Raw genomic sequence first — 15546 nt, 5'->3', positions numbered from 1 at the left:
GTTTGAGCGATCGAATTCGGCTGACCATTCTTGGCTGCGGGTCATCTCCTGGCGTTCCACGCATTATTGGTGATTGGGGAAACTGTGATCCCACCAATCCCCGCAACCGGCGGTTACGCGCGGCGGCATTGGTCGAGAGGCTGACGCCGGACGGCCATGTGACACGGGTCGCAATCGACACCGGGCCGGATTTTCGAGAGCAGATGATCCGCGCGGGCGTCGACCGTCTCGACGGTGTCGTTTACACACATCCCCATGCCGACCACATTCACGGGATCGACGATCTCCGCGGCTATGTTCTCGTGCAGCGGCACCTCATCGACGTTTATGCTGACGAACCGACGATGCTGCGGCTTCGCGAGGCTTTCAGTTATTGCTTCGAGACTCCGGAAGGCAGCAGCTACCCACCGATCGTGCGACCGCACATCATCAGCCACTCGGAGAGTTTTACGATCACCGGGGCAGGCGGTCCGCTAACCTTTACACCGCTTCCGCAAATCCATGGCCATATCCGGTCGCTCGGTTTTCGCGTCGGCTCGATCGCGTACTGCTCAGACGTGAGCGATTATCCGGAAGAAACCGTGCCGCGCCTAGCGGGCCTGAAGGCGCTTGTTATAGATGCACTTCAGTACCGTCCGCATCCGAGCCATTTTTCGCTCGAGCAAGCATTGGAATGGATCTCACGTCTTGGTCCGGAACGCGCCATTCTGACCCATATGCACATACCGCTGGACTACGAGACGGTAAGAAACGAAACTCCGGAGCACGTGCTTCCGGGATTCGACGGAATGACGATTGAAGAAAAAATCGCATCTGATTGATTTTCGGAGGGATTCAGATGTCAAAGAGCGTTGATCGCGTGGCCGCTGCGGCGGCCGAAGCAGCCTTGTCCATTGAAATCAAACGCATGGGTGAATCGACGCGAACGGCCGATGAAGCCGCGCGCCAGTGCGGATGCACAGTCGATCAGATCGTCAAATCACTTATCTTCGCCGGCGAAACCTCGAACCGTCTTTATCTCTTCCTAGTTTCCGGTGGCAAACAGCTCGATCTCGATAAAGCGCGCGTGGTGGTCGGCGAAAACCTCACGCGTGCCGATCCACATCGCATCCGCGAAGAAACCGGTTTTGCGATCGGCGGCGTATCACCTCTGGCACAGCCTCAGGATGTCCATCGCTACGCAGACAGGACATTGCTCCGCTTTGATCAGGTCTGGGCTGCGGCCGGCGCACACGATGCGGTATTTGCCGCCGAGCCGAAAGCGCTCCTTGCTGCCGCAGGGGCGAAAGTCGCGGATATCGTGCCATGATGGAGCATTCTAAATCTACAGGCGGCACAGGGATTAGTTCCATAATCTATCTTATGCGATCTATTTGTGTATCAGTTGCGCTGGCGCTTTTCCATCTTGCCATTGGCCCGACGGCCGCCGGCGCACAGACCACCCCTTTTGCGAACGGCGATCAAATGCCGGACATGACGGCCACCTGCGAAGATCTCGGTTACTGGATCGAGCAGCTACCTAATAGCGATCACAGAATAGACATGGCTGTGGCAGGTCCTCTGGCGGCGGTAGAGTTCGACGGTGCGTTGGCGTATCTCGTCGTTTGTCCCGCTGATGGTCCGCAGGCTCTCTGCATCACCTACAGCACGAACGGAATGGAACCCGGTGAGCATATCAAGATGTCCGGTGGCACACAGCGTATCGCCTCGAACAAGATTATACTTGATCCATGTCTGGCGGTTCGAGATTGATTATGGACCGCGGTTGAGACTGCTACGGATGCGCGCTACGGCTTTACCGCCACCGAATGGAGCAGTCACCATATGACCCCTTCCAAAGACATTTCCCGCCTGATTGAGATCATGGCTGCCTTGCGCGATCCCGAGACGGGTTGCGCATGGGATGCCCAGCAGAACTTCGCTTCCATCGCACCTTATACGATCGAGGAAGCTTACGAGGTTCTCGACGCCATCCAGCGCGACGACATGCACGATTTGTGCGACGAACTGGGAGACCTATTGCTTCAGGTGGTTTTTCACGCGCGTATGGCTGAAGAAGCTGAACATTTCGAATTTGGCGACGTCGTCGAGGCGGTTACGTCAAAGATGATCCGCCGGCACCCACATGTTTTCGGAGATGAAGACGCTCGCGAAGCCGGCATGGCCAAAGGCATGTGGGACAAGATCAAAGCCGAGGAGAAGGCCGAACGCCGGGCGCGCCGCGGCACCGAGGCGCAGGGTTATCTCGATGAGGTTCCGACCTCCCTGCCCGCACTCATGCGCGCGTTGAAATTGCAGAAACGGGCTGCACAGGTCGGCTTCGATTGGGGTGAAGCCAAACCTACGCTCGATAAGATCGAGGAAGAGATTGGCGAGGTACGACAGGAAATGGAAAGTGGCAACGAGAAAGCCGTTGCGGAAGAATTTGGGGATCTGCTGTTTGCCGTCGTCAATCTCGGTCGGCACTTGGGTGTCGACTCGGAAGCCGCCCTCCAACAGACAAATGAGAAATTCCGGACCCGGTTTCATGCTATCGAACGCGGATTGCAGGCCGAGGGAAAAGCTCTGGGGGCTGCCTCACTTGACGAAATGGAAGCGCACTGGCAGCGCGCGAAGCGCGATAAGTAGGTGATTTTACATATATTTTTTCGCGATTTTATCAAGCGCGATCAGGCGCTCTATCAATTCAGGCATCCTTTCAAGTGGCACCATGTTCGGTCCATCGGACGGCGCGTTGTCCGGATCCTGATGCGTCTCGATGAATACACCGGAGACACCGACTGCCACGGCCGCCCGTGCGAGCGTCTCGACGAAGCGCCGCTCACCGCCAGTAGAGCCGCCCTGCCCGCCCGGCTGCTGCACCGAGTGCGTGGCGTCGAAGATCACCGGTGCGCCTGTTTCGGCCATTAGCGGCAATCCGCGCATGTCATTCACCAGGGTGTTGTACCCGAATGAAGTTCCGCGCTCTGTCACCAGCACGTTGGAATTGCCCGAGGCTGTGATCTTTTCAACCACATTTTTCATGTCCCAGGGCGCAAGAAACTGCCCTTTTTTGACGTTGACCGGCTTTCCGGTTTTCGCCGCCGCGATGAGGAGATCGGTCTGACGGCAAAGGAAAGCGGGGATCTGCAACACATCGGCCACCTCGCCCGTCGCGGCGCACTGCTCTTCGGTGTGAACATCCGTGAGAACCGGAACACCGAGTTCGCGCTTGAGATCAGCAAAGATCGGCAGCGCCATGTCGAGACCCGCACCGCGCTTGCCGGACAGTGACGTCCGGTTAGCCTTGTCGAAGCTGGTCTTGTAAACGAATCCGATGCCGAGCTTTTCAGTAAGCTCCTTTAGCCGACCTGCCATCTCGAAGGCATGGTCACGCGATTCGAGCTGGCAAGGACCGGCGATCAGCGCCAAGGGCGCGTCGTTGGCAAATGTGGCCTGGCCGATATCGACGCGTGGATTGGGGGTCATACCTGGAACTCCTCAAATATAAAGGTCGCGCCCTGCCCCACTGCAGGCGGGACGACAATCCTCCGTTCGCGCACTTCGTGATGAATCTCTGCGGCCGCGAGCGCCCCGCGCACATCAGGGAGATACTGCGTAAGGAATGTGATGCCACTGAGGCCCAATCCGCCACTGCCATCCATGTCTAAGGCGCTAGCCAGAGCCGGTGGGATGAGGGAAACCGTCGCGTTAGCCATGGCGAACTCAACTGGGCCAGCATCGCGGCGCAAGGGCTCAATCCCACAAAACAGGCTCAGGAAGTTCTCGTAATCTCCGGGGCGCGAGGCAGTCAGCAAGACGTGCGAAATACCGATGACCCCATTCCGGTGACGCTGCAGAGTCGCGCGATCCGCCGATGGGGACTTGACGCGTTCGCAGGTGAAGAAAAAGACCTCGCTGTGGATGGGAGCCGCAAAGGCGAGCTTGAAGGACGCTTCGCCTTGCACGCCGTGCGCATCGACAAAGGGACGGGAGAAGGAGAGGATGGAACCCGCCGACACCCCTTCCCCCACAAAGCGCGCGTGATCGGCATCCGCATCCGCCGTGCCAAGCACAAATGCGGAGAAACCTTCGTCACCCTGAACAGCGCGATAATGGCGGTCGCGGTCGACAAACGTATTTCCCACCTGGATAGCCGCCGCAGTCAAATCCTCGGCGACGATCGCGAGCGGCTCCAAATAAGTATCGTCTTCGAAAAAGACGCAGCAATTAGCAGTGCCGAAAGGATGTGCGGCATCCGCCGCGACGGTAAAGCCAAGAGCGCTCAACCTCGCGCGTGCCGCCGCCAGGCTTCGCGTCGGCAGCACGCAATGGTCGAGCGGATAGGGCTTCATCAGACCAGTCGCGATTGCTCGACCGCAGCGCCGATAAAACTCGCGAAAAGCGGGTGCGGCTCGAATGGCCTGCTCTTCAGTTCCGGGTGGTATTGGACGCCGATGAACCACGGATGATCCGGGTACTCGATCGTTTCCGGCAGAACACCATCCGGTGAAAGGCCGGCAAAGACGAGACCACAATCCTCCAGCTTTTCGCGATAGCCGATATTCACCTCAAAGCGATGACGATGGCGTTCAGAAATGTCAGGCGTTCCGTAGATGCTGGCGATCTTCGAGCCCGTTCGGAGACTCGCGTCATAGGCGCCCAGCCGCATTGTCCCACCAAGATCGCCGGCCGCGGTCCGCTTCTCCAGCATATTGCCCTTCAGCCACTCGGTCATCAGGCCGACGATCGGCTCGTCCGTGGGGCCGAATTCGGTCGAGGACGCCTTTTCTATTCCGGCCAGCGACCGGGCCGCTTCGATACAGGCCATTTGCATGCCGAAGCAGATACCGAAATACGGCACCTTGCGCTCGCGCGCGAACTTGGCCGCCAGGATCTTGCCTTCGGACCCGCGCTCGCCAAAACCGCCCGGCACCAGGATGCCATGGACCTTTTCCAGCCACGGTGCGGGATCTTCCTCCTCGAAAATTTCCGATTCGATCCATTCGAGATTGACGCGTACGCGATTGGCCATGCCGCCATGGGCAAGCGCCTCGTTCAGCGATTTGTAGGCGTCCTTAAGGCCGGTATATTTGCCGACCACGGCGATGGTGACCTCGCCTTCCGGATTGTGGATGCGCTCGCAAACCTCCTGCCAGCGCTCCATGCGGGGCTTTGGCGCCGGATCTATGCCGAAAGCGGCCAACACCTCCGAATCGAGGCCTTCGCGGTGATAGGCCATAGGCACGTCATAGATATGGGCAACGTCCAGCGCCTGAATGACCGCGGATTCCCGGACATTGCAGAAGAGGGAGAGCTTGCGCCGCTCCTCGGGGGGAATCTCACGGTCTGCACGCACGAGCAGGATGTCGGGTGCAATGCCGATCGACCGCAACTCCTTGACGGAGTGCTGGGTCGGCTTTGTCTTGAGCTCACCGGCCGCCGGAATCCACGGCATCAGCGTGAGATGGACGTAGATTGCATTGCCGCGCGGCAGTTCGTTGCCGAGCTGGCGAATGGCCTCGAGGAAAGGCATCGCCTCGATGTCGCCGACCGTACCGCCGATCTCGCACAGCACGAAATCATAATCCTCATTGCCCTCGAGGATGAATTGCTTGATCTCGTCGGTGACGTGCGGGATCACCTGCACCGTGGCGCCGAGGTAGTCCCCGCGCCGCTCCTTCTCGATGATGTTCTGGTAAATTCGACCGGTGGTGATGTTGTCGTGCTTGTTGGCAGAACGCCCCGTAAAGCGCTCGTAGTGGCCGAGATCGAGGTCAGTCTCGGCCCCGTCATCGGTGACGAACACTTCGCCGTGCTGATAGGGCGACATGGTTCCGGGGTCGACATTGAGATAGGGATCGAGTTTCCGGATTCTCACGCGGTAGCCGCGTGCCTGGAGCAGCGCACCAAGGGCTGCTGCAGCTATGCCTTTTCCCAGGGAGGAAACCACGCCGCCTGTGATGAATACGTATCGCGCCATGGGACTCATCGCTTAACTGGATGAGGGCGATTCCGCTAGAGCAAAATGCCCACACCCATCTTTTTTTCGCACAGCGATAGCGTTGCGGACGTCGTCATGTCCGCTCTGCCATCCATTCGGAGGCTTCCGTTATTGCCCGGTCGGTACCTGCGTCTCCGGATCGGTCGGCTGGCCCAAGGGCGTTGGCGCTGCCGGCGCGTCCCCTGCCCCGCTTGGAGCTTGCGCCCCATCATCGTCGGCAGGCGTGCTCGGTGTGCCGCCCAGCTCATCAAGAATGCCGCCGCCGCCGTCTTCCTGCGTCTGGCTCTGCGGAAGGTTGTCGAAGATATCCGTCGGTTGCGCTTGATAGCGGGCCAACAGCGAAAGGGCCAGTGAAGTCGCGAAGAAAGCGGCCGCCAGGATAGCCGTTGCGCGCGTCAGGGGATTCGACGAACTGCGTGCCGCCATGAAACCCGAGCCGCCACCGCCGATGCCAAGACCTCCACCTTCAGAACGCTGAAGCAGAATCAGGCCGACAAGCGAGACGACGACGAGCAAGTGAATGACGATTACGATGGTCTGCATAAGTCCCTTCCGGCGCCTGACAGGCAAAAATTCGCCTGCAGGAGCGGCTCATTGCACGGCTTCGATACGTTTTCAACCCCCGGCCACGCGGATACTCGCCGTGCACGCATCGGCTCATATCTAAGCACTTGCCCGTTAAATGAAAAGTGCGTGAAACGGAAAACTCGTGCGTCAGGCGTGCGCCGCGGCGGCGGCTTCGCAGATGGCCAGAAAATCCTCGGCTTTCAGACTGGCACCACCGACTAGCGCGCCGTTCACATGGTCGATCGCAAGCAACTCGCGCGCGTTGTCGGGCTTGACGGAACCGCCATAAAGCAAGCGCACTTCCGAGGCCTCGTTCCCGAGCCGTGTTTTCAGTTCGCGGCGCAGATGATCGTGCGCCTCGGCGACATCGGCAGCCGTCGGCGTCAAACCGGTGCCGATGGCCCATACGGGTTCATAGGCGATCACCGTATTATCCGCCGTCGCTCCTTCCGGCACCGAGCCCGCAATCTGCCGGGAAAGAATGGACAGTGTGTCGCCGGAGTCCCTCTCCGGCCGCGTCTCCCCAACGCAGACGATTGCGATAAGTCCCGCGCGCCAGGCGGCCTTCGCCTTGTCGGCAACATCGGCATCGCTTTCGCCGTGGTCCGTTCGCCGCTCGGAATGGCCGACAATAACGTGTGTGGCGCCGCAATCGGCGAGCATCTCGGCCGAAATTTCACCCGTATGCGCGCCCGTGGCAGATGGATGGCAATCCTGCCCCCCTGTCTTTACCGGTGTATTCCGCAGCGTTTCGCTTGCGCGCGCCAACAGTGTGGCCGGCACGCAGACAAGCCCCTCGATCTCCTCGCCTGCTATCGTCGTGAAGCCTTCCCCGATTGCCTTCAGGACATCGAGTGAAGTGCTCGTGCCATTCATCTTCCAATTTCCGGCTACGAGCGCTTTCATACCGGCCGTCATTTCAGATTCTCCGAGAGAATTTGCATCGCGAGAAACTCCTCCCTATCAAAAAGTGGCTATAAAGCAATCGACAGGGGCGCTTGAGGGCGTTATTGCCCACAGAGGGTAGGAAACAACAAGAATCCAAACGAATACGATTATGCTCGATAGCCTGAGAAATTCCGCCAAATCCTGGGTCGCTAAGCTTCTGCTTGGTCTTTTGGTCTTGAGCTTTGCCGTCTGGGGCATTTCTGGCCAGATGTTCACCGGCATCGGCAGTGACGTTCTGAAAGTTGGCGGGACATCGGTGTCCGTCCTCGACTATCGTCTTGCCTACGACCGCCAGATTTCGCTGCTTTCGCGGCAGCTTGGAACCCGCCTTACGCGCGAGCAGGCGGTGAATTTCGGGCTGGACGATCAGGTTCTTCAGCAACTCGCGACAAGTGCGGTTCTCGACGAAACGGCGCGAAGGATGGGTCTGGGGGTTTCGCAACAAACCGTGGCCCAACTGACCGCATCGGATCCGGCCTTCCGAGGTGCCGGCGGCAGCTTCGACCGGCGGCAATTCGAATTCGTGTTGAGCCAGGTTGGAATGCGTCCGGAAGAATATCTGCAGAACCGGGAAAATGACGCCATCCGGCAGCAGGTCATCGATGCCGTTGCCGAAGGCGTTTCCGCGCCGGATACACTGTTGCGGAACGTCGCTCTCTACAGGGGCGAGAGCAGAACCATAGAATATGTTCCCCTGCCCCGCTCGCTCGTTGAGCCGATTGAGCCGCCGAGTGACGAGGAATTGCAGAGTTGGTTCGACGAGCGCAAGGATAACTATGCCGCGCCGGAGTATCGGCAAATCAATTACGTAAAGCTCGAGCCGGAAGATGTGGCCGATCCCTCGGCGATTTCCGAGGAACAGATTCGCACAGCCTACGAGCAGGAGCGGAATCGTTACACGACGCCTGAGCGCCGCACCATTGAGCGAGTGTCTTTCTCCTCCACCGAGGAAGCCGAGGCAGCACGTGAAAGCCTGCGTAACGGCGCCACGTTCGAGGATATCGTGGAGCGGCAGAATGGCAGCCTTGAGGAAGCGACACTCGGCACGCTTTCACAGGATGAGATAGCCGATCCCGCGATTGCCGAGGAAGCTTTTTCCTTACCTCAGGGTCAGGTAAGCCAGGTCGTGGAAGGCACCTTCGGCCCAGTCCTTCTCCGCGTCACCGAGATCGTGCCCGAAGAGGCCACTCCGCTGGAGGAAGTCAGTGACGAGATCCGGCAGCAATTGGCTCTCGAAGACGGCAGCCGCGTCCTGCTCGACACATACGACGCCTATGAAGATGCTCGAGCTGGCGGAGCTTCGATGCAGGAAGCAGCCAATCAACAGGGGCTGACGATGGAGACGGTCGAGGCAGTCGACCGGTCCGGCCGCCGGCCTGATGGAACCGTCATCTCAGACCTGCCTGAGTCGCAAGAGCTTCTCAACCAGGCTTTCGAAACGGAGCAAGGGCTGGAAAATCCGCCGATCCATATCGGAGCGAACGGTTACCTTTTCTATGAAGTCAGCGAGGTCACGCCGGCCCGAGAGCGCACTTTGGATGAGGTCCGAGATCAGGTTCTGGAGGACTGGACGAACGCCGAAGCGGAAGCGCGGCTGGATGCGCTGGCCGGTAGGCTCGAAGAAGAGCTGGAGGGCGGCAAGACCCTGGACGAGATCGCTGAAGAGGTTGATCAGGAAAAGCGGGTCAAGCGCGGTCTCAAGCGCCAGTCTGACGATCCCGATCTGGGCCAGGCCGGCGTTGCGGCTGTCTTCCGGGTTCCGCAGGGCGACACCGGATCGTTTGCCAACCCGGCTGGTGCAGGCCGGTTTCTTTTCCGGGTGACAGAGGTGTTTCAGCCTGCATCCGCGTCGGCCGATTTCCTGCCCGAGAATGTCGCAAACAGCATGTCGCAGGGAATCTCCAATGATCTTCTGGAGCAACTTGTGACGCAGCTCCGTGCGGAAAACGAGGTGGTGGTGAACCGGGCCGCCATGCAACAGGCCCTGAACTTCTGAGATGGCCGATCTGAAAACGCATATCGCAAAGGTCGCGAGCGGTACGCCTCTTAGCTTTGCGGAGGCCCGTGAGGCGTTCGATATTATTATGTCGGGCGAAGCGACACCGAGCCAGATCGGCGGTTTCCTTATGGCGCTCAGGGTTCGCGGCGAGACCGTTGACGAGATCAGCGGCGCCGTAGACACAATGCGAGCCAAGATGCTTCCCGTGGAAGCGCCTTCGAATGCGATCGATATCGTCGGAACGGGCGGTGACGCGTCGGGTACCTACAATGTGTCCACATGTGCCGCGTTCATCGTAGCTGGTGCCGGCGTGCCCGTGGCTAAGCATGGCAACCGCGCACTGTCCTCCCGTTCGGGTGCTGCCGACAGCCTCAGCGCGCTGGGCATCGACATCGAAATCGGGCCGGAACGGATCGCCTCCTGTATTGCCGAAGCAGGTCTCGGCTTCATGTTCGCGCCCAACCATCATGCAGCCATGCGCCATGTGGGGCCGATGCGCATGGAACTAGGCACACGCACGATCTTCAATTTGCTTGGGCCGCTCTCGAACCCGGCCGGCGTGCGGCGGCAGCTTGTCGGCGTGTTTTCGCCCGAATGGGTCGAGCCCATAGCCCAGGTCCTGAAGCAGCTTGGTGCGGAGAAAGCCTGGGTGGTGCATGGCGACGGGCTGGATGAAATGACGACGGCGGGAACGACGCGCGTTGCCGCGCTTGAAGATGGCTCTGTGACCACCTTCGACATCACCCCCGCAGATGCGGGACTGGAGCACGCCAGCACGGCAGACCTGAAGGGTGGCGACGGCGAGCATAATGGCAAGGCCCTTCGCGCGGTGCTCCAAGGGGAAAAGAACGCCTATCGCGACATCGCGCTTTTCAATGCCGGCGGTGCTCTGGTGGTTGCCGGAAAAGCTTCCAGCCTGCAAGATGGCGTCGCCCTCGCCGCAGAATCCGTCGATAGCGGGCGGGCTCTCGGGGCGCTTGAGAAACTGATCCACGTTTCCAACGGAAACTGAGCCTATGGCGGACATTCTGCGCAAGATCGAAGCCTATAAGCGCGAAGAAATCGCTGCGGCCAAAAGCGCCCTGCCCCAGGCCGAACTTGCCGCACGTGGCCGCGACGCCGCACCCGTGCGTGGTTTTGCCGGGGCACTACGGGACAAGCAGGCCGAAGGCCGGTTTGCCCTCATTGCGGAGATCAAGAAGGCGAGTCCTTCCAAGGGGCTTATCCGGGAAGACTTCGATCCGCCAGCACTTGCGGCAGCCTATGAACGCGGCGGGGCCGCCTGCCTTTCCGTCCTGACCGATGCTCCCTCCTTTCAAGGTAGGCCCGAGTTTCTGACGCAATCGCGTGAGGCCACGCAATTGCCTGCCCTGCGGAAGGATTTCATGCTCGACCCTTATCAGGTGTTCGAGGCGCGCGCTTGGGGAGCCGACGCAATTCTTATCATTCTCGCCAGCGTCTCCGACGATGAAGCAAAGACGCTTGAGGAGACTTCCCGACAACTGGGAATGGATGCGCTTCTGGAGGTCCATGACGAAGCGGAGCTGGAGCGTGCGTTGCGCCTCTCCTCGCCGCTCATCGGCATAAATAATCGCGATCTCAGGACGTTCGAGACAAAACTTGAAACGGCGGAACGGCTGGCGCAGATGGTGCCAGCAGACCGGATCATAATCGGCGAAAGCGGCATCTTCACATATGCGGACTGCCTCCGCCTTTCGAAGGCCGGTATCTCCAGCTTTCTAGTGGGCGAAAGCATGATGCGCCAGAACGACGTCGAAACGGCCACACGCGAACTATTGGGATTGAACGCCGACTCGCGACAAGAGGCTTAGGAATGACCGCTGCATCCAAAGGCTTGACCCATCTCGATGCAGGAGGACAGGCCGAGATGGTCGACGTCGGCGGCAAGGCCGATACGCAACGCACCGCGATCGCGGCCGGTGCCGTCAAAATGAAGCGCGAAACACTCCAGGTTATTCTGGAAGGCAATGCCAAGAAAGGTGATGTGATTGCCGTTTCACGGCTGGCCGGCATCATGGCAGCGAAGAAAACGCATGATCTGATACCACTCTGCCATCCCCTGGCCCTCACCAAGATCGCCGTTGAGATCGACCCCGACGAGACCCTTCCCGGCCTGCGTGTCGAAGCCATGGCAAGGCTTACCGGCAAAACGGGCGTGGAGATGGAAGCGCTAACGGCGGCCTCCATCGCATGTCTGACGATCTATGACATGGCCAAGGCGCTGGATAAGGCAATGGTGATCTCCGACATCCGCCTGATCGAGAAGACCGGCGGAAAATCAGGACACTGGCGGGCGGACGATACGGACGATGGCTCTGCTTCCGGTTGATCAGGCGCTGGAGCGCATTCTCGAGGGCATGCATCCTCTGCCCGCCGAGACGGTGCCGCTCGTGGAGGCGGTTGGGCGTGTCTTGGCCGCTCCGCTGCAGGCGCGCCGCTCCCAGCCGCCTTTCGATGCCTCCGCGATGGACGGGTACGCGGTGCGTGCAGCCGATGTTGCTTCCATACCGGCGATCCTTCGTCTCGTTGGAGAAGCGGCGGCCGGTCAAAGATATGACGGCAGGCTCAGCGCTGGCGAAGCGGTCCGCATCTTCACCGGTGCGCCGGTGCCACCGGGTGCGGACACGATTCTCATCCAGGAGAATGCAAAGCGGCTCGACGACGGGACTATCGAAGCCACGGAGACCGTTGCCCCCGGCTGGTACATCCGGCGGGCAGGGCTCGATTTTCGCGACGGTGATCGGGTCCTCGAGGCCGGTCGGATTCTTGACCCGGCGGCCATTTCTCTGGCCGCCGCCGCCGGTCATCCGGTTGTTCCCGTCGTCGGGCGTCCGCTGATTGCCGTCATCGCCACCGGAGACGAACTCGTTCGGCCGGACACGGACCCGGGCCCCGACCAGATAGTCGCGTCCAACAGCTTCGGGATCGGTGCGCTTGCGCAGCAGGACGGCGCACAAATTCTCGACCTTGGTATCGTGCCGGATGATCGTGAGGCGCTTGCAGCCGGGTTCCGGAAGGCGCTGAAAGCCTCGGCGGACATTGTCGTTACCCTCGGCGGGGCCTCGGTTGGGGAGCGCGACCTCGTGCGGGAAGTGCTGACGGATGAAGGCATGAAGCTAGCCTTCTGGAAGATCGCCATGCGCCCGGGAAAGCCGCTGATGTTCGGCCACGCCGACACTGCACGTGTGCTGGGCCTGCCGGGTAATCCTGTCTCCAGCTTGGTCTGCTCGCACCTGTTTCTCCGTCCCATGATCGCGCGGCTGGCCGGTCGCAGCTACATTCCGGATCTTCGGCAAGCCGTACTGGCAGAATCGATGAAAGCCAATGACGAGCGGCAGGATTATGTTCGCGCTTCGGTGACAGAGGGGAGCGAAGGGCTGATTGCGTCGCCTTTTCGCGTGCAGGATTCATCGATGCTGATGACACTGGCGGCGGCGAACGCCCTGATCGTCCGCGAACCGCACGCGCCCGCGTGTGAAGCAGGCGCGCCCTGCCAGGTTTTGATACTTCGGTAAAGCCCCTGCCCTACCTGGCCATAAAGGTCGGTGTCGTCATGGACTGCAGCATCGTTCGCGTGACACCGCCGAAGATGAACTCCGCGACGCGCGAGCGGCCAAAGGCACCCATGACAAGCAGATCTGCGCCCGTTTCGGCCAGATGATTGGCGATAACCTCGCCCTGCGACAGGTTGCCCGACTGCTCCGCCTTTGTGGAAACGTTGAGGCCATGGCGGGCAAGGGAAGCAGCGATCGCTGATCCGGCCATGCTGGCGTCCTGCTGGAGGGTGTCACTTGGATCGACCGTCAGCACTTCGATATTGCCGGCCTCCTTCATCAACGGAAGCGCGTCGAAAGCCGCGCGCGCGGCCTCCTTGGTGCCGTTCCAGGCCAGAACGACTTTCCGGAATTTAGCGCCATCACCTTTGTACGTGCTGGGCAGGAGAAGCACCGGCCGGCCGCTATCGAAGAGGAGCGCTTCAAGATCCGCCGCAACCCTAGCGTCCGCGTCGGGATCGTTCTGTTGTGCGATCACCAGGTCTGCAGCACGCGCGCTCTCTATCCCCGAGACGGCTGAGTCGCCCGAAACACTCTCAAATTCCCGCCATTCGGCCATGATGCCTTCCGCCGCGGCGCGGTCGTCGAACAGTTTGCGCAACTCGGTATGGCGCTTTCTCGCCTGCGCCTCAAATTCCACGCTGAAATCCACCGCAGGCGCGCCCATTGGCGAGGCCATCGCAACGGGCAAGGCTTCGGCATGCAGCCCGATAACGTGGGCATCCTGTCGGGAAGCGAAGGGCATCGCGAAATCGAGCACCCGCGGCGCATCCGCCCTGCTTTGCAGAATGGCGAGTACTGTCTTGTGGTCCATCCGACCCTCCTGTTGGGTTCGGCGCCAGGCGTTCTGCCCGCACGCCGTTAGAATGTACCCCAACGGAGAAGGCCTTATTTGCGTTTCATCAATGAATCGATCATCGCCTCGACCGCCTCTTTGGCCGCCTTGAGCGCTTCTTCCGATCGTGAACGCACGACGACTTCAGTCCAAAACCGTCCTTCCTCGTATTTCGGATAAGATCCGATGATCGTATCGGGATGCGCCTGCTGAATCTGTCCGAGCGCACCGCCCATCGTTCCCTCCGGCAGAGGTGAAGGAACAGCAACTGATATCAGCTTGGTGCCGACCTTCAGCGTGGGCAGAAGTGCGTCGAGCATGGCCTGGAAGATCGCCGGCACACCTGCCATGACATAGACGTTCTCGACATTGAAACCGGGCGCTATCGAGATCGGGTTTGGGATATGTTTTGCCCCTTCCGGCATGCGCGCCATTCGCTTGCGCGCCTCGGAAAACTCGATGCCGCGCTTGGCATAGTGCTCTTCCAGCATCCGGAAGGCTTTCTCTTCATAGTCGCAAGGAAGGTCGAAGGCGCGAGCGATCGCGTCCGCGGTAATATCGTCGTGGGTCGGTCCGATGCCCCCGGTGGTGAAGACGTAGGTATTGCGCGCGCGCAGGATGTTCACCGCTTCGACGATCGCTCCCTCGTCATCGGCCACGATCCGCACCTCCTTGAGGTCGATTCCAACGGCCGTCAGGATGTCCGCAAGGTGGCCGATGTTCTGGTCCTTCGTTCGGCCGGAGAGGATCTCATCCCCGATAACCACCATTGCTGCGGTAACAATTTCGCCCATTGCGCATTTCCTCGATTGATAGACGTGAGATACCCGCATCGCGAATGCGCGGCAATGCAAGGTGAACACTGTGTCTGCAAATCACACGGTTTCATTGCGGGAAACAACACTTAGATCGAAACGAGCAGTGCACGGGCGCTGGAGAAAAGAGCAGGAGCGATTATGGCTAAGATTCTGGTCCTTTATTATTCGAGCTGGGGTCACATGGAGCAAATGGCGAGGGCCGCGGCCGACGGCGCACGCGAGGCCGGCGCCGACGTGACTGTAAAGCGGGTTCCCGAGCTCGTGCCGGAAGACGTCGCCAAGCAGGCAGGCTACAAACTCGATCAGGAGGCGCCTGTGGCCGACCCGCTGGAACTCGAAAACTACGACGGTTTCATCTTCGGCCTGTCGACGCGCTACGGGATGATGGCCGCACAGATGAAGAATTTCCTCGATCAGACCGGCCCGCTTTGGGCGGCAGGCAAGCTGATCGACAAGACGGCGACCGTTATGGCTTCCACAGCCACACAGCATGGCGGCGCGGAAATGGCGCTGGCTTCCATGCAAATGGCATTGCAGCATCATGGCCTGATTATCGTCCCTCTGTCTTATGCCTACCAGGGTCAGATGGGCAATGATCAGATTCGCGGCGGCGCGCCCTACGGCATGACCACGACCACGAACAGCGATGGTTCACGTTTTCCCTCCGACCAGGAACTGGAAGGCGCGAGGTTTCAGGGCACGCGCTTCGCCGGCATCACGGCCAAGCTGGCCGGCTGATCCCTACCGGCTTGAGGCGGGAAGCGCGGGCGGTCTTCGGATCGCCCGCTTTTGTTTCGGGTGGCAAACCTCATGCAGGAACA

The 15546-nt window shown here is 60.1% G+C and carries 17 protein-coding genes; 10 read left to right on the top strand and 7 right to left on the bottom strand.

Annotation, left to right across the window (positions count from 1 at the left end; genetic code table 11):
• The first annotated feature begins 2 nt into the window (after positions 1-2).
• The 4 genes from LY631_RS04445 (at position 3) to mazG (ending at position 2628) form a co-directional block, all read left to right on the top strand.
• Complete coding sequence (locus LY631_RS04445; protein WP_274423935.1) at positions 3-821, top strand: MBL fold metallo-hydrolase; 819 nt, start codon at positions 3-5, stop codon at positions 819-821.
• A gap of 17 nt (positions 822-838) precedes the next feature.
• The gene (locus LY631_RS04440) at positions 839-1309 is read left to right on the top strand and encodes a YbaK/EbsC family protein (RefSeq protein WP_274423934.1); all 471 of its coding nucleotides are present in this window, start codon (positions 839-841) and stop codon (positions 1307-1309) included.
• Positions 1306-1752 (top strand): hypothetical protein, encoded by a 447-nt coding sequence (locus LY631_RS04435; protein WP_274423933.1) that lies wholly within the window; start codon positions 1306-1308, stop codon positions 1750-1752. The genes LY631_RS04440 and LY631_RS04435 overlap by 4 nt, the downstream gene beginning before the upstream one ends.
• Before the next feature lie 72 nt (positions 1753-1824).
• Positions 1825-2628: a nucleoside triphosphate pyrophosphohydrolase gene (gene mazG / locus LY631_RS04430; RefSeq protein ID WP_274423932.1), complete on the top strand. Its 804-nt coding sequence runs from the start codon at positions 1825-1827 to the stop codon at positions 2626-2628.
• A gap of 6 nt (positions 2629-2634) precedes the next feature.
• On the opposite strand, the gene kdsA is transcribed toward mazG, so the two are convergent.
• The 5 genes from kdsA to tpiA all read right to left on the bottom strand — a co-directional run bounded on the left by kdsA (position 2635) and on the right by tpiA (position 7468).
• Positions 2635-3468, bottom strand: coding sequence for a 3-deoxy-8-phosphooctulonate synthase (gene kdsA, locus LY631_RS04425; RefSeq protein ID WP_274423931.1), 834 nt, complete (start codon positions 3466-3468; stop codon positions 2635-2637).
• Positions 3465-4334 carry a VOC family protein gene (locus LY631_RS04420; RefSeq protein WP_274423930.1) on the bottom strand — a complete coding sequence of 290 codons (870 nt, stop codon included), beginning with the start codon at positions 4332-4334 and terminating at the stop codon, positions 3465-3467. Before LY631_RS04420 ends, kdsA begins: the two co-directional genes overlap by 4 nt.
• On the bottom strand, positions 4334-5962 hold the full coding sequence (locus LY631_RS04415; protein ID WP_274423929.1) for a CTP synthase: 1629 nt from the start codon (positions 5960-5962) through the stop codon (positions 4334-4336). Before LY631_RS04415 ends, LY631_RS04420 begins: the two co-directional genes overlap by 1 nt.
• Before the next feature lie 129 nt (positions 5963-6091).
• The gene (secG, locus tag LY631_RS04410; protein ID WP_274423928.1) at positions 6092-6526 is read right to left on the bottom strand and encodes a preprotein translocase subunit SecG; all 435 of its coding nucleotides are present in this window, start codon (positions 6524-6526) and stop codon (positions 6092-6094) included.
• A gap of 171 nt (positions 6527-6697) precedes the next feature.
• Positions 6698-7468, bottom strand: coding sequence for a triose-phosphate isomerase (gene tpiA, locus LY631_RS04405; RefSeq protein ID WP_274423927.1), 771 nt, complete (start codon positions 7466-7468; stop codon positions 6698-6700).
• Positions 7469-7607: 139 nt separating this feature from the next.
• Here tpiA and LY631_RS04400 point away from each other — a divergent pair, with 139 nt between their 5' ends.
• Genes LY631_RS04400 through LY631_RS04380 form a run of 5 tightly spaced genes read left to right on the top strand, consistent with a single transcriptional unit; the run spans position 7608 to position 13033 of the window.
• Entirely contained in the window at positions 7608-9494 is a 1887-nt protein-coding gene (locus tag LY631_RS04400) for a SurA N-terminal domain-containing protein (RefSeq protein WP_274423926.1), read from the top strand.
• A gap of 1 nt (position 9495) precedes the next feature.
• Entirely contained in the window at positions 9496-10509 is a 1014-nt protein-coding gene (gene trpD / locus LY631_RS04395; protein WP_274423925.1) for an anthranilate phosphoribosyltransferase, read from the top strand.
• Between the two features lie 4 nt (positions 10510-10513).
• Positions 10514-11329, top strand: coding sequence for an indole-3-glycerol phosphate synthase TrpC (trpC, locus tag LY631_RS04390; RefSeq protein WP_274423924.1), 816 nt, complete (start codon positions 10514-10516; stop codon positions 11327-11329).
• Between the two features lie 2 nt (positions 11330-11331).
• Positions 11332-11847, top strand: coding sequence for a cyclic pyranopterin monophosphate synthase MoaC (moaC, locus tag LY631_RS04385; protein ID WP_274423923.1), 516 nt, complete (start codon positions 11332-11334; stop codon positions 11845-11847).
• Positions 11828-13033: a molybdopterin molybdotransferase MoeA gene (locus tag LY631_RS04380; RefSeq protein ID WP_274423922.1), complete on the top strand. Its 1206-nt coding sequence runs from the start codon at positions 11828-11830 to the stop codon at positions 13031-13033. The genes moaC and LY631_RS04380 overlap by 20 nt, the downstream gene beginning before the upstream one ends.
• 10 nt (positions 13034-13043) lie before the next feature.
• Here LY631_RS04380 and LY631_RS04375 read toward each other — a convergent pair whose 3' ends face one another.
• The gene (locus tag LY631_RS04375; protein ID WP_274423921.1) at positions 13044-13886 is read right to left on the bottom strand and encodes a universal stress protein; all 843 of its coding nucleotides are present in this window, start codon (positions 13884-13886) and stop codon (positions 13044-13046) included.
• A 74-nt stretch (positions 13887-13960) separates the two neighbouring features.
• Positions 13961-14701: a competence/damage-inducible protein A gene (locus LY631_RS04370; RefSeq protein WP_274423920.1), complete on the bottom strand. Its 741-nt coding sequence runs from the start codon at positions 14699-14701 to the stop codon at positions 13961-13963.
• A 162-nt stretch (positions 14702-14863) separates the two neighbouring features.
• Here LY631_RS04370 and wrbA point away from each other — a divergent pair, with 162 nt between their 5' ends.
• On the top strand, positions 14864-15463 hold the full coding sequence (gene wrbA / locus LY631_RS04365) for an NAD(P)H:quinone oxidoreductase (RefSeq protein ID WP_274423919.1): 600 nt from the start codon (positions 14864-14866) through the stop codon (positions 15461-15463).
• Positions 15464-15546 lie beyond the last annotated feature (83 nt).

The sequence above is a fragment of the Chelativorans sp. YIM 93263 genome, from assembly GCF_028767125.1.
Lineage (GTDB): Bacteria > Pseudomonadota > Alphaproteobacteria > Rhizobiales > Rhizobiaceae > Chelativorans.
Note: the sequence above shows the minus strand (reverse complement) of the source record. Positions and strands in the feature narration are given on the sequence as shown.